This window comes from Paractinoplanes abujensis, assembly GCF_014204895.1.
In the GTDB taxonomy this organism is placed as follows: Bacteria; Actinomycetota; Actinomycetes; order Mycobacteriales; family Micromonosporaceae; genus Actinoplanes; species Actinoplanes abujensis.
In genome coordinates, this window is sequence record NZ_JACHMF010000001.1 from 3,048,399 (window position 1) to 3,065,131 (window position 16,733).

At 72.5% G+C, this 16,733-nt stretch carries 15 protein-coding genes; 6 read left to right on the top strand and 9 right to left on the bottom strand.

Features of this window, described 5'->3' with window-relative positions; genetic code table 11:
• Window positions 1-137: 137 nt before the first annotated feature.
• Together BKA14_RS13765 and BKA14_RS13770 are read right to left on the bottom strand one after the other, a co-directional pair.
• Window positions 138-1,457, bottom strand: a complete 1,320-nt coding sequence (locus BKA14_RS13765; protein WP_184951313.1) for a M1 family metallopeptidase — start codon at window positions 1,455-1,457, stop codon at window positions 138-140.
• Window positions 1,454-5,311, bottom strand: coding sequence for a Pls/PosA family non-ribosomal peptide synthetase (locus tag BKA14_RS13770; protein WP_184951314.1), 3,858 nt, complete (start codon window positions 5,309-5,311; stop codon window positions 1,454-1,456). Before BKA14_RS13770 ends, BKA14_RS13765 begins: the two co-directional genes overlap by 4 nt.
• 181 nt (window positions 5,312-5,492) lie before the next feature.
• On the opposite strand from BKA14_RS13770, the gene BKA14_RS13775 reads away from it, so the two are divergent.
• Window positions 5,493-5,954 (top strand): hypothetical protein, encoded by a 462-nt coding sequence (locus BKA14_RS13775; RefSeq protein ID WP_184951315.1) that lies wholly within the window; start codon window positions 5,493-5,495, stop codon window positions 5,952-5,954.
• A gap of 2 nt (window positions 5,955-5,956) precedes the next feature.
• Window positions 5,957-6,538 (top strand): hypothetical protein, encoded by a 582-nt coding sequence (locus BKA14_RS13780; protein WP_184951316.1) that lies wholly within the window; start codon window positions 5,957-5,959, stop codon window positions 6,536-6,538.
• On the opposite strand, the gene BKA14_RS13785 is transcribed toward BKA14_RS13780, so the two are convergent.
• From BKA14_RS13785 to BKA14_RS13805, 5 genes are all read right to left on the bottom strand, one after another.
• Window positions 6,517-6,690, bottom strand: coding sequence for a hypothetical protein (locus BKA14_RS13785; protein WP_184951317.1), 174 nt, complete (start codon window positions 6,688-6,690; stop codon window positions 6,517-6,519). The two genes, BKA14_RS13780 and BKA14_RS13785, sit on opposite strands and share 22 nt — an antisense overlap.
• Complete coding sequence (locus tag BKA14_RS13790) at window positions 6,687-7,208, bottom strand: flavin reductase family protein (protein WP_184951318.1); 522 nt, start codon at window positions 7,206-7,208, stop codon at window positions 6,687-6,689. The genes BKA14_RS13785 and BKA14_RS13790 overlap by 4 nt, the downstream gene beginning before the upstream one ends.
• Window positions 7,205-8,473, bottom strand: a complete 1,269-nt coding sequence (locus tag BKA14_RS13795) for an LLM class flavin-dependent oxidoreductase (RefSeq protein WP_184951319.1) — start codon at window positions 8,471-8,473, stop codon at window positions 7,205-7,207. Before BKA14_RS13795 ends, BKA14_RS13790 begins: the two co-directional genes overlap by 4 nt.
• Entirely contained in the window at window positions 8,470-9,438 is a 969-nt protein-coding gene (locus BKA14_RS13800; RefSeq protein ID WP_184951320.1) for an LLM class flavin-dependent oxidoreductase, read from the bottom strand. Before BKA14_RS13800 ends, BKA14_RS13795 begins: the two co-directional genes overlap by 4 nt.
• A 62-nt stretch (window positions 9,439-9,500) precedes the next feature.
• Entirely contained in the window at window positions 9,501-10,589 is a 1,089-nt protein-coding gene (locus BKA14_RS13805) for an FAD-dependent oxidoreductase (protein ID WP_184951321.1), read from the bottom strand.
• 239 nt (window positions 10,590-10,828) lie between these two features.
• Here BKA14_RS13805 and BKA14_RS13810 point away from each other — a divergent pair, with 239 nt between their 5' ends.
• From BKA14_RS13810 to BKA14_RS13820, 3 genes are read left to right on the top strand one after another with little or no spacing between them, the layout of a single operon-like run.
• Window positions 10,829-12,001, top strand: a complete 1,173-nt coding sequence (locus tag BKA14_RS13810; protein WP_184951322.1) for an LLM class flavin-dependent oxidoreductase — start codon at window positions 10,829-10,831, stop codon at window positions 11,999-12,001.
• Entirely contained in the window at window positions 11,998-13,089 is a 1,092-nt protein-coding gene (locus tag BKA14_RS13815; RefSeq protein WP_184951323.1) for an LLM class flavin-dependent oxidoreductase, read from the top strand. Before BKA14_RS13810 ends, BKA14_RS13815 begins: the two co-directional genes overlap by 4 nt.
• A 60-nt stretch (window positions 13,090-13,149) precedes the next feature.
• The gene (locus tag BKA14_RS13820) at window positions 13,150-13,392 is read left to right on the top strand and encodes a winged helix-turn-helix transcriptional regulator (RefSeq protein WP_260417021.1); all 243 of its coding nucleotides are present in this window, start codon (window positions 13,150-13,152) and stop codon (window positions 13,390-13,392) included.
• On the opposite strand, the gene BKA14_RS13825 is transcribed toward BKA14_RS13820, so the two are convergent.
• Window positions 13,380-14,513, bottom strand: a complete 1,134-nt coding sequence (locus BKA14_RS13825; RefSeq protein WP_184951325.1) for a glutamate--cysteine ligase — start codon at window positions 14,511-14,513, stop codon at window positions 13,380-13,382. The two genes, BKA14_RS13820 and BKA14_RS13825, sit on opposite strands and share 13 nt — an antisense overlap.
• A gap of 267 nt (window positions 14,514-14,780) precedes the next feature.
• Between BKA14_RS13825 and BKA14_RS13830 the strand changes: the two genes are divergently transcribed.
• Window positions 14,781-15,230, top strand: coding sequence for a DUF3592 domain-containing protein (locus BKA14_RS13830; RefSeq protein WP_184951326.1), 450 nt, complete (start codon window positions 14,781-14,783; stop codon window positions 15,228-15,230).
• On the opposite strand, the gene BKA14_RS13835 is transcribed toward BKA14_RS13830, so the two are convergent.
• The gene (locus BKA14_RS13835; protein WP_184951327.1) at window positions 15,194-16,672 is read right to left on the bottom strand and encodes an MFS transporter; all 1,479 of its coding nucleotides are present in this window, start codon (window positions 16,670-16,672) and stop codon (window positions 15,194-15,196) included. The two genes, BKA14_RS13830 and BKA14_RS13835, sit on opposite strands and share 37 nt — an antisense overlap.
• Window positions 16,673-16,733: the final 61 nt, after the last annotated feature.

A 16,733-nucleotide genomic window follows, 5' to 3' on the forward strand; every position in this document is an offset into this window, starting at 1 on the left:
GCCGCCGTAGGCGACTGATCGTGGTCTGGCGCACCATCTCGAGCTCCTGAAGTAGTGGTGTCCTCAACGATAGGGAGCCCGCCCCGGGGCGGGCAACGCATTAAAAAGCAACGCCTCGTTGACGAAGCGGGGGGCGGTCACCGAGGAGCCGGCGGCAGCGGGGGAAGCGCCGGGCGGTCGAGCCAGTCGGTGAACAGCTCGCTCAGCGGCTCGGCGGCGAACCGCTCGGCGTGCTGCCGGAACTTCTCGGTGGTGACCAGTGCGTGCCGGTTCTCCCCGGCCCACGACCGCAGCATGGAGAAGAACGCGCTGTCACCCAGCCGGGCCCGCAGCGCGTGCAGGGCGACCGCGCCGCGCTTGTAGACCAAAGGGTCGAACATGCGAGCCACCCCCGGGTTGGCGACGGCGATGTCGCGGGGCTGGGCCGACAGCCAGATGTGCCAGCGGGTGGCGTGGCTGTCGGCCGACGCGCCCCCGGAGGCGGCCGACCAGAGCCATTCCGCGTACGTGGCGAAGCCTTCGTTGAGCCAGATGTGCCGCCAGTCGGCCACGGTCAGGCTGTTGCCGAACCACTGGTGGGCCAGTTCGTGCGCGACCAGGCGTTCATGGGTGCGCCGCCCGTCGACGTGGTTGCGGCCGAAGACGGCCATGCCCTGGGCCTCGATCGGGTCGTCCAGGTCGTCGTCGGCCACCACCACGGTGTACTCGCGGAACGGGTACGGCCCGAACAGCCGCTCGAACGTCGACATGATCTCGCCGTGCCGGCCGAAGTCGTGCCGGAAAAGGGTGCGCAACCGCGGCGGGATCGCTGCCTTCTGGGCCACCCCGCCCGGCGCCAGCTCGATCAGCTCGTACCGGCCGATCTGCACGCTCATCAGGTAGGGCGCGGTCGGCTCGGTGCGCTCGTAGACCCACGTCGTGGTGCCCGCCCCGCGCCGCCGCGACACGAGGTCCCCGGTGACGACCACCGTGTACGGCGTGGCGGTGGTCAGCTGGACCAGGAACGTGGCTTTCTCGAGCCGGTCGTTGCACGGGAACCACGACGGCGACCCGTTGGGCTGGCTGGCCACGAGCACCCCGTCGGTCAGCTCGTCCCAGCCCAGGTCGCCCCACCGGCCGGACATCGGGACGGGCTTGCCGGCGTACCGGACCTCGATCTTGAAGACGGCGCCGTAGCCGATCGCGCGTTCCGGCTTGATGCGCAGCTTGCCCGCGCGGTGGGTGAAGCTGACCCGCCGCCCGTCGACGCGCACGTCCTCGACCCGCATCTGGCCCAGGTCGAGGCTGAACCGGCTCAGCGACTGGACGGCCTGGGCCGTGATCGTGGCCTTGCCGGCCAGCCGGTTGGACACGATCCGGCAGTCCAGGTCGAGGTCGTAGTGGAGCACGCGATACCCGCCGTTGCCGTGCCCGGGGAGGTACGAATCGGTCGAGTGATCGGCCCCCGGAGGGGTCATGCCCAGTTCGCGATCGGGTTGCCGAGCCACCGGCTGTCGGCGGGCACGGCGTCGCCACGGGTGACCAGCGATCCCGGTCCGACGGTGGTGCGCGCCCCGATGCTCGCACCGGGCAGCACGATGCCGTGCGGGCCGAGCGTGGCGCCCGCGCCCAAGGTGACCTCATCCATGCTCATGATCCGATCATGGAACAGGTGGGTCTGCACCACGCACCCCCGGTTGACGGTGGCGCCGGGGCCCAGCCGCACCAGGTCGTACTCGGGCAGCCAGAAGGTCTCCAGCCAGGCGCCGCGGCCGATCTTCGCCCCGAGCGTCCGCAGCCACAGGTTGAGCAGCGGGGTGCCGGTGGCGAAGCGGAACAGCCAGGGCGCGGCCAGCACCTCGACGAACGTGTCGGCGAGCTCGTTGCGCCAGACGAACGACGTCCACAGGGCGTGGTCGGTGACCTTGAACCGGCCCACGAGCAGCCACTTGGCCAGGCTGGCGGTGAGCGCGGCCACGATCATGGCGGCGAACACGACGGGACCGGCGGCGAGCGCGGCCGCCCCGGCGCCGAACTGCTGCCACAGCTGCGCCAGCGCGACCAGCACGAGCACGGCCAGGGCGCCGGCCAGCATGACCGGGACGATCCGGCACAGCTCGATCGCGGCACGGGCCAGCTTCAGCCGTACGGGCGGGTCATAGGTGCGGCTGGTGTCGGCCGACTCGACCGTGCGGCGCAGCGGCATCGGCGGGGCGCCCAGCCAGGACGACCCCTTCTTGGCCTTGTGCGGCGCCGACGACAGCACGCCGACCAGGCCGCGCTTGGGCACCGAGCGGCCGGGGGCGGCCATGCCCGAGTTGCCGAGGAACGCCTGCTTGCCGATGCGGGCCGGGGCGATGCGCATCCAGCCGTGGCTCAGCTCGTACGTGGCGACCATGGTGTCGTCGGCCAGGAACGCGCCGTCCTCGACAGTCGTCATCTTGGGCAGCGCGAGCACGGTCGACACCTCGGCGTTGCGGCCGATCCTCGCGCCGAGCAGCCGCAGCCAGACCGGCGTGAACAGGCTGGCGTACATCGGGAACAGCGCGGTGCGGGCCATCCCCATCAGGCGCTCGGTCGTCCAGACCTGCCAGGCCACCCTCCCCCGTACGGGGTGGAAGCCCTCGCGCAGACCGAGGCCGAGCAGCCGCACGCCCGCCAGGACCAGCAGCGCGTACGTGACGAAGTAGGCGACGGCGGCCGCCGGGACCATCAGCAGCGCACCGGTCAGCGTGGACCGGCTCAGCACCAGGGCCAGCGCGGGCAGGACGGCCGCCACGGGCAACAGGCCGAGCAGCTGCGCGGTCACGCTGTAACCGGCGACCCACAGGCGGGCGCGGCGCTCGGGACGCTGCGCGGGCCAGGCCGCCTTGTCCTTGCCCACGGTCGGGGCGGCGGGTGAGCCGGCCCAGCGCTTGCCGGCCGGGACGGCGCCGGTGACCGTGGAGCCGGCGTCGATGTGCGCGCCCTTGCCGACCCGGGCGCCGGGCATCAGCGTGCTGCGCGAACCGACCCGGCCGCCCGCACCCACGCGAACCTTGCCGACGCGCACGATGTCGCCGTCGATCCAGTAGCCGGACAGGTCGACCTCGGGCTCGACGGCGGCGCCGCGGCCCAGCTTGAGCAGGCCGGTGACGGGCGGGGCGGAGTGCAGGTCGACGTCGGGGCCGATCTGCGCGCCCAGCGCCTTGGCGTACGTGATCATCCAGCCCGCGCCGGCCACCCCGGTGGCGCCGGTCAGCTCGGCCAGCCGCTCGGCCGCCCACAGCCGCACGTGCACGCCACCGCCACGCGGATACTTGCCGGGGCGCACGCCGCGCAGCAGCAGGCGGGCGCCGGCCGCGGCCACAGCGATCCGGCCCGGCGGGCTGAACAGCAGCAGCCAGGCCGCACCGACCCACCACCACGAGACGCCGGGCGCCCACGCGGCCGGGATCAGGTTGCCCACGGCGGCCAGGATCGTCAGCCAGCGCAGCCCGACCAGGGCGAACATGGGCGCGACGAGCAGCGCCTGCAGCACACCCGCACGGCGGGGGGTGGGTTCGACCTCGCGGCGGACCCGCGCGGTGGTGTCGAGCGCGTCGAGCACCGCGGCCATCTGCGAGAGCTTGGGGTGCTGGTAGACGTCGGCCACCGAGATCTGCGGATGCGTCCGCCGGATCCAGGCCACCAGCTGGGCCGCGTTGAGGCTGCTGCCGCCGCTGGAGAAGAAGTCGGCACCGGGTTCGGCCGGGGGCACGCCGAGGATCTCCTCCCAGCCCTCGGCCAGCCACGACTCGGTCGCGCTGAGCTCGGCCGAGCCGGCGGCCGCGGTGGCCGGCGGCCAGGGCAGCGCAGCCCGGTCGACCTTGCCCGACGTACGGGTGGGCAGGTCGTCCACGACGGCCAGCAGCGGGACCAGCGCGGCGGGCAGCTGCTCGCGGATGCGCTCGGCGGCGGCGGCGGTGTCGAAGCCCGGCTCCCGCGGCACCAGATAGCCGACCAGCAGCTGGTTGCCGGCGGCGGTGCGCTTGACGGCGGCGGCCGCGCCGGCCACCCCGGGCAGGGCCTGCAGGGCGGCGTCGACCTCACCCAGCTCGATCCGGCGGCCGCCCAGCTTGACCTGCTCGTCGCCGCGGCCCAGGAACAGCAGGCCCTCGGGTTCGGCGCGCACGATGTCGCCGCTGCGATAGGCGCGCTCCCAGCCCAGGGCGGGCAGCGGCGCGAACTTCTCGGCGTCCTTGGCCGCGTCGAGGTAGCGGGCCAGGCCGACCCCGCCGATGACCAGCTCGCCGGTCTCTCCCATGGCCACCGGCATCCCCGACGCGTCGACGACGGTCAGCTCCCAGCCGGCCAGAGGCAGACCGATCCGTACGGGTCCCTCGCCCGTCATCCGGGCCGCGCAGGCGACGACGGTGGCCTCGGTCGGCCCGTACGTGTTCCAGACCTCGCGGCCTTCGACGGCCAGTCGCTCGGCCAGCTCGGGCGGGCACGCCTCGCCACCGAAGATCAGCAGGCGCACGTCGTCGAGCGCCTCGACCGGCCACAGCGCGGCCAGGGTGGGCACGGTGGAGACGACCGTGATGCGCTGCTCGGCCAGCCAGGGGCCGAGGTCGACGCCGCTGCGGACCAGCGAACGGGCCGCGGGCACCAGGCAGGCGCCGTGCCGCCAGGCCAGCCACATCTCCTCGCAGGAGGCGTCGAACGCGACCGACAGGCCGGCCAGCACGCGGTCGCCGGGGCCGATGGGCTCGTCCTCCGCCAGGAACAGCTGCGCTTCGGCGTCGACGAAGGCGGCTGCGGAGCCGTGCGAGACGGCCACGCCCTTGGGGGTGCCGGTGGAGCCGGAGGTGAAGATGATCCAGGCGTCGTCGGACGGGGCCGGACGGCCGGGGCGGCCTTGCGGCGTGCGGCGCACGGTGATCCGGAGGTCGTCGCCGATGATCGCGCTCACGTCGGCCTCGCCGAAGACCAGCTCGGCGCGCTCGTCGGGGTCGTCGGCGTCGACGGGCACGTAGGCGGCGCCCGCGGCCAGCGCGCCCAGGATGGCCAGGTAGAGCTCGGACGTGCCGGAGGAGACACGGATGCCGACCCGGTCACCGGCGCCGACGCCGTGCCCGTGCAGTTCGGCCCGCACCAGTTCGACGCGGTCGGCCAGCTCGCGGTAGGTCAGCGCGACCCCACCGGCGTCGAGCGCACGGGCGTTGGGGTGGGCCTGCACGGTCGCGTCGAACACGTCGGCGAGGGTGCGGCGGACCGGGGCGCAGGAGGAGTGGAATAGGGCCGGGGACTCCGGCTCGACGTCGATCGCGGGAAGATCAATCAGGCGCAGATCAGTCGTCGTTACGGTCACCGGGCGTGCACCATCCCTAGCGCTGGGGTCCAAGTCGGCCGTTCGCACGGCACGGAGCCGCCCGGGGCAGCATCCAACATTACGGGCAGGACACGGAAAATGACGTGGGCATGACGGAGACGTGGCCACTGACACACACGTACGGCGGCACGGGTTGACCGAATGGCGGATGATGAACGACATGACTGCGCGGCGGTTCGTCACTGTCCTGGCCACCCTGCTGGCCGCGCCCGTCCTCGGCGCCTGCGCCCCGGCCGCGCCCACGGCACCGGCCCCTTCCGCCAACGAGGCCCGGCGCGGAGCCCCCGCCGCGGCCACGGTGCGCACGGCTCGCGAGGTTCGCACCGTCGTGCGGCGTCCGGCCGTCCACAACCTGCCGTCGGCCTTTCCCCTGCCGCCCGGCAGCCAGGTGACCGACGTGACCGACCGGGAAAGCGGCGCCTCGTTCACGCTGACCGCCCCCGACCCCGAGGCCGTGCTGTCCTTCTACCGCCGGCACCTGCCGCTGGGCGCCTTCACGATCGTCGCCGATCGCCCCACCACCGCCGGCGCGACCAGCCTGACGTTCGCCGGCAGCGACGGCTGGGCGGGGGCCATCTACGCCACCGAACGCCGCGTCACGGTGGCCGTCAAACGCGCCTGAGCATGGACCTTCTCGACCCGCTGCGCCGGGCGGCCGCCATGGTCCCCGCCCACGCCGGCAGCGAGGCCGGGGTCACCGTGGCCGACGCGCTCGACTACCTCGACCATCGCGAGCTGGAGATCGCGCTCGGCCTGGTCATCGAGCTGGGCGAGACCTTCGACGCCGGGACGACGTTCTGGACATTGCTCGCCGCCTCCGCAGCCGAGATGAACCTGCCCCGCGCCGAGACCTGGTGCCGGTGGCGGGCCGCCGAGACCCGCCACGGCATCATCCGCGCCGAGCTGCAGCTGCTCAGCCCGGACCGCCCCGGGGCCCGGCGAGTCGCCGTCCCGGGCGCCGGCGTCCTGCGTCCCCTCTGGAACATCGGCCTGGTGATGCCGGAGGGCCATCCCGACCTGCGCATCGCCCGCATCTGGGTCGAACGGACACCGGAGCTGCCCGCGGGCGGCTCCGGGCCGATCCGCCTGGCGCCGCTCGGCCCGCAGGGCTGGCGTCACCTGAAGCCGGGTGACCGGATCACCATGCACGAGCAAGCCCCGCCGGCCGGCATCGCCACCATCACTCAGGCGTCGTTCCCGGCCTGACCCGCGAGGTCACCGAGCAGCTTCCATGTGCGGCGGCGGTTCTCCGGGCCGTCCAGGCCGGCCGTGGCCGCCTCGTCGGTCAGGCCGACCGTTTCGTCGGCATAGTTCACGGCGTCGGCGAGACCGGCCGCGACGCCGGGGGCGCGGGTCATCCGTCGACCGGGTGGGGGTGCAGGCCGAAGGCGCTGCGGTGGAAGACCAGGGGCAGCGAGTGGTCGGCGTGCTGCACGGCGTGCAGGCGGAGCAGGATGATCGTGTGGTCGCCCGCCTCGACCTCGCGGTAGATCGTCGTGTCGAACTGGGCCAGGCCGTCGGGCAGGGTGACCGCGCCGTCGGGACTGAGCAGGCATTCGACGTCGTCGAAGCGGGTGGCCACGGGGCCGGCCAGCTGGCGGGCCAGGCCGCCGTGCCGGTCGGCCAGGATCGTGACGCCCAGGTGGGCCGCGCGGCGCAGGTCGGGCCAGGTCTTCGACGTGTTCGCGATGCTGAACGAGACCAGCGGCGGGTCGAGGCTGACCGACGTGAACGAGCTGGCCGCCAGGCCGACGAACGCGCCGTCGACCTGGGCCGCCACCGCGACCACGCCGCTGGGGAAGATGCCGAACGCCTTGCGCAGGCGGATCGGGTCGAGGTCCTGGTTGGTGGCCAGCGGTACGGCGTGCTCGGTCATGACAGCCCCAGATTCTCGCGCAAGGTCTCCCCCTCGTACGCGGTCCGATAGATGCCCCGTTCCTGCAGTTCGGGCACCAGCCGGTCGACCACGTCCTCGATCGTGCCGGGCAGCAGCTGCGGCAGCAGGTTGAAGCCGTCCACCGCCCCGGCCTCCAGATAGCGGGCCCATTCGTCGGCGATCTGCCCGGGTGTGCCGACGAAGCCGTTGTGCCGCGGCGTGACCTCGACGACCAGGTCGCGGATGGACAGGTTGCGCTCCTCGGCGAGCCGCCGCCAGGCCGCGATCCGTTCGGCCTTGCCCGTACGGTGCTCGATCGAGATGGTGCCGCGCGAGGGGTCGAGCTCCCCGTCGGCGGGCTCGATGTCGGGCAGCGGCCCGTCCGGGTCGTAGCCGGTGAGGTCCTTGCCCCAGTACTGCTCGAGGAACGCGACAGCCCGCGGCCCGTTGGTCTGTTCGCGCTCGATCCACCGGTTGCGCTCGGCCGCATCCTCGGGCGTGTCCCCGAGCACGACGAACGCCCCGGGCAGGATGCGTACGGCGTCCGGTGAGCGCCCGTACGCGACCAGGCGTGCCCGCAGGTCTGCGGCGTACGCCAGGGCCTGGCCGAAGTCGGTGTTGGCCGAGAACACGACGTCGGCGTGCCGGGCGGCCAGGTCCCGGCCGCCGGGCGAGTCACCGGCCTGGAACAGCACGGGCCGTCCTTGCGGGCCGGGCGGCAGCGTCGGGTTCGCGTCCAGTTCGACCAGGTCGGTGTGGCTGCGGGCGGGCCGACCGGCCCACAGCTCCTTGGCCGCCGCGACGAACTGGGCGGCCCGCTCGTAGCGACGTTCGTGCGGCAGCCACCCGCCGTACCGGAAGTTCTCGCCGGTCCAGGCGTTGTCCGTGGTCACGATGTTCCAGCCGGCCCGCCCGCCGGAGACCAGGTCGAGGCTCGCGAGCCGCCGGGCCAGGTCGGCCGGGAAGTTGTACGTCGTGTTCTGGGTGGCGACCAGCCCGATCCGCTCGGTCTCGGCGGCCAGGGCCGCGAGCTGGGTGATGGCGTCGGGCCGTCCGGCGACGTCCAGGTCGTGCACGCGTCCGCGATTCTCCCGTACGCGCAGGCCTTCGCCCAGGAAGAACGCGTCGAACAACCCGCGTTCCAGCGTGCGGGCCGTTTGCACGAACGTGTCGATGTGGGTGTGCGCGGCGAAGTTGTCGGCGCTCCAGATCAGCTGGGGGCCCACGCCGGTGAAGAACAGGCCCAGGTGCAGCCGGCGGCTCATCGGGCCACCGCCGCGTACCGGTTGGCCGGGCGGGCCAGGCCGAGCGCCGCGCGCAGGGTCGGGCCGGCCGGCGGTGGGATGGGCACGGCGGCGACGACCCGGGGCAGGTCGGCGGCGAGGTCGGCCAAGTGCAGCCGGACCCCGTCGACGATGCCGGTCAGCCGGTCGAGCACTTCGCGCAGCTCGTTCTCGTCGGTCACCCGCAACCGGCCCGACGGCTCCCCCTCGTCCGGCCGCACCTCGACCTCGGCGAAGACCAGGGGTGCCCCGGCCGCGTGGGCGGCATGGGCCCGATCGGCCAGCTCACCCGGGTCGGTTGCGGCGATCAGCGCGACATCGAGGCTTTCGGTGACCCCGAGCGTGTCGGCGCCGAGCACGACCACCTGGCCCTGCGGCGGGCGCGGGGTGATCAGCGGCCCGACGACGGAGAACCGCTCGCCGGTGAAGTTGATGTGGTGCACGCGGTCGCTGTCGAGGAACCGGCTGGTGGTGACGTCGCGAATGACGGCGTCGTCCTCCCACGAGTCCCACAGCTGCCGGGCCACCTCGATCACGTCGGCCAGCTCGCGCCGCAGGCCTTCCGGCTCGTCGAGGGGGGTGCTGCCGATGGTGGCGTGCGCGGCCGCGCTGTTGGCGGCGCCGACGACCCAGCCGGCCCGGCCCAGCGACGCGTGGTCGAGCGAGGCCAGCTGCGTGGCCAGGTGGAACGGCTCGGTCACGGTGGCGTGCAGCGTCGGCGCGAGCCCGATCCGGCTGGTGCGGCGGGCCCCGTATGCGGCCCGGACCCCGGCCTCGATCCGCCCGCCGCTGACCGGCAGCGGCGTATCGTCGAACGTGGCCAGGACGAATCCGGCCGCCTCGGCCGCTCGGAGGTGGCCGACCACGGCCGCGACGTCCGTCCCCGCGCCCGGCGGGCCGCAGCCGTCCACCTCCAGCGCGAACAGTAGATCCTGGCGTCCCGACATAGAGCCCTCCCCAAGCTCGTCCTGCCCACAAATCCTATAGTCTTAATAGGTAAAGGGAACAGTCACGAGTGTGACGAAAATCGAGAATCGGGCCGGCTGCCGTCGATGGCCAGGTCGGCCAGAACCCGCCCGATCGCCGGCACGAACTTGAAGCCGTGCCCCGAGAAACCGGTGGCCACCACGACCGGGCCGCGCCGGTCGAGCACGAACGTCGAGGTCGGCGTGGTGGTGTAGGTGCAGCTGATCGGCACGCAGACGTCACTGTCGACACCGGGCAGCCACTTGCGCGCATAGTCCCGCAAGGCGGCCAACTGCGTGGGCTCGGGCCGGAAGTCGCGGTGGTCGGGGTCGACCTCGGGCCCCGTGCCGTGGAAGCCGGCCTTGATGCCCTCCCCCGGAGTGGCCAGGCCGTAGACGGTCACGCCGGCCGACAGGTGACCGAAGCTGGGCCAGCCCGCCTCCGGCTCGAGCGCCGCGAAGTGGGCCGGCTGTTCCTGGGTGACCCGCAGCGGCGGCAGCGGCACGAGCGCGCCGACCAGCTCGGCCGCCCACGCGTTGACCGCGGCCACGACCCGCCGGGCCCGGTAGCTGCCGCTGCCGGTGTGCACCAGCACCGCATCCTCCCCCACGACCTCGATCGCGGTGACCGGCGTGTCGTGCCGCACGACGGCGCCCCGGTCGCGCGCGGCCGCCTGCAGCGCGGCGACCGAGCGGTCGGCGTGCAGGCGCCCGCTGTCCGGGTGGAACAGCGCCCTGGTGTCGAACCGGATGCCGGGCCAGCGCTCGGCGGCCGCGGCCGGTTCGAGCCACTCGTACGCCACCCCGGCCGCCGTGAGCCCGTCGGCCAGCTGGTCGAGGTATGGGTGATCGCCGTGGTCGACCCCGCCGGTGACGGTCAGCAGGCCGGCGCCGCTCTCGTCCTCGAGCTCACGCCAGAGCCGCTGCGCCTCGCGGGCCAGTCCGATATGCACCGCGTCGGGGTAGGTCAGCCGGAAGATCCGTGACGCCCCGTGCGAGGCGCCGCGGGTGTGCCCCTCCTCGTACTGCTCCAGCAGCAGCACCGTCACCCCGCGCCGGGTCAGCTGCCAGGCCGCGGCCGAGCCCATCGCGCCCCCGCCGACCACCACGACGTCGACCTCGTCGATGCCCATCCGCCCGCCTCACGTCATCAATAACCTACCTTGCCTATAGGAATATCACGTTATGAGCGCTGAACGAACCCTTGCGACCGTCGCCGGGGCGGGGTGCACCCCCGCCGGCGCGGCCTGACTGGCCGTCGGCTGCATCACCGGCGTGGTCGCGCGGGCGGCACCGGCGGCGCGACTCCAGTAGACGCGCATCTCCCATGGGTTTTATAGACTTTACCGACCGGAGAACCTAAGGTCGGGCCATGAGCACCCCGCTGGCCGTTCTCGATCTCATACCGCGCAGCAGCGGTGACAGCGTCCCCGGCGCGCTGCGCAACCTCGTCGATCTCGCGCAGCAGACCGAACGCTTCGGCTACCACCGCTACTGGTTCGCCGAGCACCACCTCAACCCGGGCGTGCTGGGCGCCTCCCCCGCCGTCTCCATCGCGCTGGTCGCCGGGGCCACCAGCACCATCCGGCTCGGCTCGGCCGGCGTGCAGCTCGGCCACCGGCAGCCGCTGGCCACCGTCGAAGAGTTCGGGCTGCTCGACGCGGCCCACCCGGGCCGGCTCGACCTGGGGCTGGGCCGCTCGATCGGCCGCCCCAAGCCCGCGCCCGCCGGCGACGGGGCCACGGTCGCCACCGCCGTGCAGGCTTACAGTGCCCAGCGCGGCGGCGGCGACCACAGCACCGAGCAGCGCACCGACAACGGGCTGCTGCTGCCCAAGCGGTACGACTTCAACAAGCTGCTCAAAAGCTCGGGCGCCAAGGTGGCGGCACTGCTCGACCTGCTGCAGCAGCCCGGCGCCTACACCCCGGACTACGAGTCCCAGGTCGACGACATCCTTGCGTTCCTGGCCGGCACGTACGTGAGCCCGCAAGGGGTGGCGGTGCACGCCTTCCCCGGCGAGGGCGCACAGATCCAGGTGTGGATCCTCGGCGCCTCCGGCGGGTCCAGCGCGACAGTGGCCGGGGCCAAAGGCCTGCGGTTCGTGGCCGGCTATCACCACACGCCGAGCACGGTGCTCGACGCCGTCGAGGCGTACCGGGCCGCCTTCAAGCCCTCGGCCGAGCTCGACCAGCCGTACGTCTCGGTCTCGGCCGACGTCGTGGTGGGCGAGACCGACGAACACGCGGCCGAGCTGGCCTCGGGTTACGGCCTGTGGGTGCGCAGCATCCGCAACGGCCTGGGCGCGATCGCCTTCCCCACCCCGCAGGAAGCGGCCCGCCACGCATGGTCCGCCGAGGACCGCGAACTCGTGCAGGACCGGCTCGACACCCAGCTCGTCGGTTCCCCCACCACGGTCGCCGACAAACTCGAACAGCTCCGCGACGCCACCGGCGCGCAGGAACTGGCCATCACCACGATCACGCACGACCACGCCGACCGGGTGCGCTCCTATCAGCTGCTCGCCGGGGAATGGCAGCGCCGATGAGATTCCAGGTCCTCGACATCCTGCCCAACCTCAAGAACCCGGTCACCGGGCGCGAGATCCGGCCCGACGAACGCTTCTCGCAGGCGCTGACCTCGGCCCGGTACGCCGAACAGTTCGGCTACGACGCGGTCGCGCTGGGCGAACGGCACGCCGGGTCGTTCCTCTCCAGCGGCGTCGGCGTGCTGCTGGGCGCGATCGCCGCCACCACCAGCCGGATCCGCCTGCAGACGGGCGTCTCGGTGCTGTCGATCCTCGACCCGCTGCGGGTGGCCGAGGACTACGCCACCGTCGACCAGCTCTCCCGAGGCCGGCTCGAACTGATCATCGGCAAGGGCAACGAGCTGCGCCAGCTGCCCATGTTCACCATCTCCGACGGCGAGCAGTGGGAGGCCCTGGCCGAGAAGTACGAGCTGCTGCGCCGCCTGTGGCGCGAGGAGGACGTGACGTGGAAGGGCCGGTTCCGCGGCCCGCTCGACGGGGTGACCAGCCTGCCCCGCCCGTACGCCGGTCCGCCGCGCATCTGGCACGGCTCGGCCACGACCCGGACGTCGGCCGAGCTGGCCGCCAAGTGGGGTGACCCGCTGTTCTCGGCCAACGCGATCCAGCCCCGCGACAACTACACCGTGCTGATCGACCACTATCGGCAGCAGTACGCCGACCACGGCCACGACCCGCGCTTCGCCTACGTGGGGGCCGGAGCCGGTTTCCTCTACCTGGCCGACACCACGCAGGAGGCCCGCGAGGCGTTCGGACCCACGTACGAGAAGATCGTGGCCTACTTCAACCAGCCGGGGAATCACACACCCGGCAACGCGATGACGTTCGCCACGATCGACGACGCCATCGCGCGCGGGCCCGTGCTGGTCGGCTCGCCGCAGCAGATCGCCGAGAAGATCCTCTGGTTCCACGAGGGCTTCGGGCACGATCTGCAGTCGTTCAGCCTGCCCACGATGATCCCGCACGAGCAGCAACTGAACATGCTCGAACGACTGGCGGCCGAGGTGCTCCCGATCGTCCGCAAAGCCGCACCGACGACGTTGTGGAACGACCCCGACCCGTACGGGCGCAGGCCGGCCGCTTACAGGTAGGTCAACAGGGCGGTCGCGGCCGCGCCCAGCGGCCGGGACGAGCTGGGCTTCGCCGAGCTGCTGCGCCGCGCGCCGGGCATTTCGCGCAAGATGCTGTCGCAGACGTTGCGTTCGCTGGCGGCCGACGGCCTGGTCGACCGCCGGGTCGAGGCTTCGGTGCCACCGCGCGTCCATTCCCGGCTGACGGCGCTGGGCCGCTCGCTCGACGAGCCCCTGGCGGCGCTGCGCGAGTGGGCCGAGCGGCACATGCCTGACGGGGACCACTTCTCCCGCCGTACGGGAAACCGGTCTCAGCCCGGATGACCCTCGCGCAGCTCACGGACCAGTGACGACACCACCGCCTTGAGGCTCCCGTCGCTGGCCGCGGCCACCCGCAGCTGACGCTGATAGCTGGCCCCGCCCGCGATGATCTCCCGGATCCGTTCCAGCTCGGCCGCGCAGCCCAGCGACTCGGCGATCGGCGCCAGCGACGGCAGCAGTTGCTCGAGGTCCTTGGTCACCAGCAGCTCGTCGCCCGCGGCGTTCTGGATGATGATCGCCTCCATGCCGTAGCGGGCCGCCCGCCACTTGTTCTCGCGCACGAACCACGGCTGCATCGGCGGCACGCCCCGGCCCGCGTCGAGTTCGCGCGAGAAGTGCTCGACCAGGCACTGGGTCAGGGCGGCGATGGCGCCGATCTCCCACGCCGTCGGGATGCCGTCGAACGTACGGACCTCGATCGTGCCCCACTTGGGCGACGGCCGGATGTCCCAGCGCAGCTCGTTGAGTTCCTCGATGACGCCGGTGTGCAGCAGGTCGGCCGCCAGCGCCTCGTACTGCGACCACTCGGTGAACTGTGGCGGCAGCCCGGCCGTGGGCAGCTGCTGGAACATCAGGGCCCGGTTGGAGGCGTACCCGGTGTTCTCCCCCGCCCAGAACGGGCTGGACGCGCTCAGCGCCTGGAAGTGCGGCAGGTACGTGAGCAGCCCGTCGATGATCGGCAGCACCTTGCGGCGGTCCTCCACCGCGACGTGCACGTGCACTCCCCAGATCATCATCTGCCGGCCCCACCACCGGGTGCGGTCGATCAATGTGTCGTAGCGCGGCTTGCCCGGCGTCACCTGCTGGCGGAACCACTGGCTGAACGGGTGCGTCCCCGACGAGACCAGGTCGATGCCGCGCGGTTCCGCGTGTGCGCCGACCTGCTCGACGAGCCGCGTCAAGTCGTCGACGGCGTGACCCACCCGGTGGTGCGGCGCGCTGACGATCTCGATCGTGTTGGTCAGCAACTCGCCCGTCACATGCGGGAAGCCGTCGGGCGCTCCCATCCGTGACAGCAGCTCCGGGGCCCCCGGGGTCAGCTCACCACTGCGCCGGTCGACACATGCGATCTCCCACTCGATCCCTAGACGCGATCTCTCCGATGGGGCGAAGTCGATTCCCATCGCCTCACTCTATTGACTGATCCGCGTTAATCCTTCCGGCTGACGAACCCTTCGCCGTACGGGGTGACGGTCGTAACCGACGTGAGCGAGGACGACCACTCTGCGGTCGGCCACCGCTCCCGGCCGAACCCGCGTGGGACCCTTGACGGCATTCTCAGCGATGCCGGCCTCACGATCGATCAGCTCGAGCCTGATCCGCGACGCTGAGGTCCGAAACGGTGAGCGGTGGGGGCCCGTTTGTGGACAGGTTCCCTTACCGTTCTCGGCGTGGGGGATGAATCGATGGGCTTCGAGTACTTCGTGACGGCGTTCGTCGTGGGGGCGCCCGCGGTTTTCGGGCTGCTGGCGATAGTCGCCGGGGTGCGGCGGCGGCAGCGGGTTCGGCGGCTTCTGGAGGACGGGGAGCGGATCACCGCGGTCGTCGACGGGAATCAGCGGGAGTCTCATCGTCGCAGCGCCGACACGTTCCGGCCCGTGGTGCGGTTCCGGACCCGTGACGGTCGCGAGGTGCGGACGGCGCTCGACGGGCGGTCGAGCGACACCTCGCACCTGACCGAGGAGCCGATCGAGATCGCGTACGACCCGGCCGACCCCGAGCGCGCCGTCCCCGTCGGTGAGCGGGATCCTCTGGTGGGCGCGGTCGTGGTCGGTCTGGTCTTCCTCGCTTTCTCGGTCGGTGCCTACTTCTTCGTGACCACTGCGGGCTTTCTCGACTGACGCCCGGGCACGCTCAGGCCGGCCGCGCCCAGCACCTCGTCCGTCTCGACCTCGCCGGGGGTGAGCTTCGGTTCCCGTACGCGGGGAAGGGCCCAGGCGACGACGGCGGCGGCCACGGCAGCCAGGGCGGCGCCGGTCACGAAGACCGCCACGAACTGGGACTCCTGCGGCAGCGGGGCCGGGCCCGTGCGGGTCATCATCGTGATCACGAACGCGGTGCCCAGGGACATGCCGATCGAGCGGGCGATCGAGTTGACGCTGTTGGCGATGCCGGTCTCGGCCGGTTCCACGTGCGCCACGAGCAGGGCGGGCAGGGCCGCGTAGCCGAACGTGACGGCCGTGTTGACGATCAGGGCGCCCACGATGACCTGCCAGGTCGCCGCGTGCAGCATGGCCAGCAGGGTGAAGCCGAGGCCGGCCAGCACCGCCGCGATCACCAGCGTGGACTTGGCGCCGAAACGGGCGACCAGGCGGCCGCCGAGGGGCGCGGTGATGACGCCACCGGCCGTGCCGGGCAGCAGGTAGACGAGGCTGGCGGCGAGCACGGAGGCGCCGAAGCCGTAGCCGGCGATCGCGGGCGGGGTCTGCACGAACGCGGAGACCGCCAGGAAGACGGCGAACATCGAGAAGCCGAGGAACAGGCCCGCCGCGTTGGCCACCACGATCGGGCGGTGGCGGAGCATGCGCGGGCTGACCAGCGGGTGGGCGACGCGCCGTTCGTACCGGAAGAAGGCGGTCAGCACGACCACCGCGGCGGCCAGCGAACCCAGCACGCGGGGCGAGCCCCAGCCCCAGCCGTTGCCCTCCTCGAGCGGCAGGATGAGCAGCACCAGGCCCAGCCCGAGCAGGGCCGCGCCACCCCAGTCGAGGCGGCCGGTGGCGGCGCCGGGGCGGCGCGGGAGCTGCCACACACCGGCCAGGCCGATCACGGTCAGCACGGTGGCCAGCCAGAACAGGTCGTGGTAGTTGCCGCCGTCGCGCATCAGCAGGCCGGTGACCACCAGGCCGAACCCGGCCCCGACCGACAGCATGCCGCTGACCAGCGCCATCGCCCCGGTCAGACGCTGCGGCGGAAGTTCCTCGCGGAGCACGGAGATGGCCAGCGGGAACAGGCCGAAGCTGGCCGCCTGGGCCACCCGGGCCACCAGCAGCAGCGGCAGGCTCGATGTGGTGGCGGCGAGCACCGACCCGAGCAGCACGACGATCAGCACGCCCAGCATCACCGGGCGGCGGCCGTAGAGGTCGCCCAGCCGGCCCAGGCTCGGCGTGAGCACCGCGGCGGCGAGCAGGTTGGCGGTCACCACCCAGCTGGCGGCGCTGGTGGTGACGCCCAGGTCGGCCTGGATGGTGGCGACGACCGGCACCACGAGGGTCTGCAGTGCCGAGACGAGCAGCACCGCGTAGCAGGCGACGGGTAGCACGAGACGTGCTTTGAGGCTCATGACGCCGAACGCTAGACCCGTCGTCCAGCTTTCTCAACACCGTGTCGAGAATTCACGATGT

What these genes read in the sequence shown, in the direction of transcription:
- BKA14_RS13765 (WP_184951313.1), bottom strand. Translation starts at nt 1,457, where the DNA reads ATGACCCCTCCGGGGGCCGATCACTCGACCGATTCGTACCTCCCCGGG.
- BKA14_RS13775 (WP_184951315.1), top strand. Translation starts at nt 5,493, where the DNA reads ATGACTGCGCGGCGGTTCGTCACTGTCCTGGCCACCCTGCTGGCCGCG.
- BKA14_RS13780 (WP_184951316.1), top strand. Translation starts at nt 5,957, where the DNA reads ATGGACCTTCTCGACCCGCTGCGCCGGGCGGCCGCCATGGTCCCCGCC.
- BKA14_RS13785 (WP_184951317.1), bottom strand. Translation starts at nt 6,690, where the DNA reads ATGACCCGCGCCCCCGGCGTCGCGGCCGGTCTCGCCGACGCCGTGAAC.
- BKA14_RS13790 (WP_184951318.1), bottom strand. Translation starts at nt 7,208, where the DNA reads ATGACCGAGCACGCCGTACCGCTGGCCACCAACCAGGACCTCGACCCG.
- BKA14_RS13795 (WP_184951319.1), bottom strand. Translation starts at nt 8,473, where the DNA reads ATGAGCCGCCGGCTGCACCTGGGCCTGTTCTTCACCGGCGTGGGCCCC.
- BKA14_RS13800 (WP_184951320.1), bottom strand. Translation starts at nt 9,438, where the DNA reads ATGTCGGGACGCCAGGATCTACTGTTCGCGCTGGAGGTGGACGGCTGC.
- BKA14_RS13805 (WP_184951321.1), bottom strand. Translation starts at nt 10,589, where the DNA reads ATGGGCATCGACGAGGTCGACGTCGTGGTGGTCGGCGGGGGCGCGATG.
- BKA14_RS13810 (WP_184951322.1), top strand. Translation starts at nt 10,829, where the DNA reads ATGAGCACCCCGCTGGCCGTTCTCGATCTCATACCGCGCAGCAGCGGT.
- BKA14_RS13815 (WP_184951323.1), top strand. Translation starts at nt 11,998, where the DNA reads ATGAGATTCCAGGTCCTCGACATCCTGCCCAACCTCAAGAACCCGGTC.
- BKA14_RS13825 (WP_184951325.1), bottom strand. Translation starts at nt 14,513, where the DNA reads ATGGGAATCGACTTCGCCCCATCGGAGAGATCGCGTCTAGGGATCGAG.
- BKA14_RS13835 (WP_184951327.1), bottom strand. Translation starts at nt 16,672, where the DNA reads ATGAGCCTCAAAGCACGTCTCGTGCTACCCGTCGCCTGCTACGCGGTG.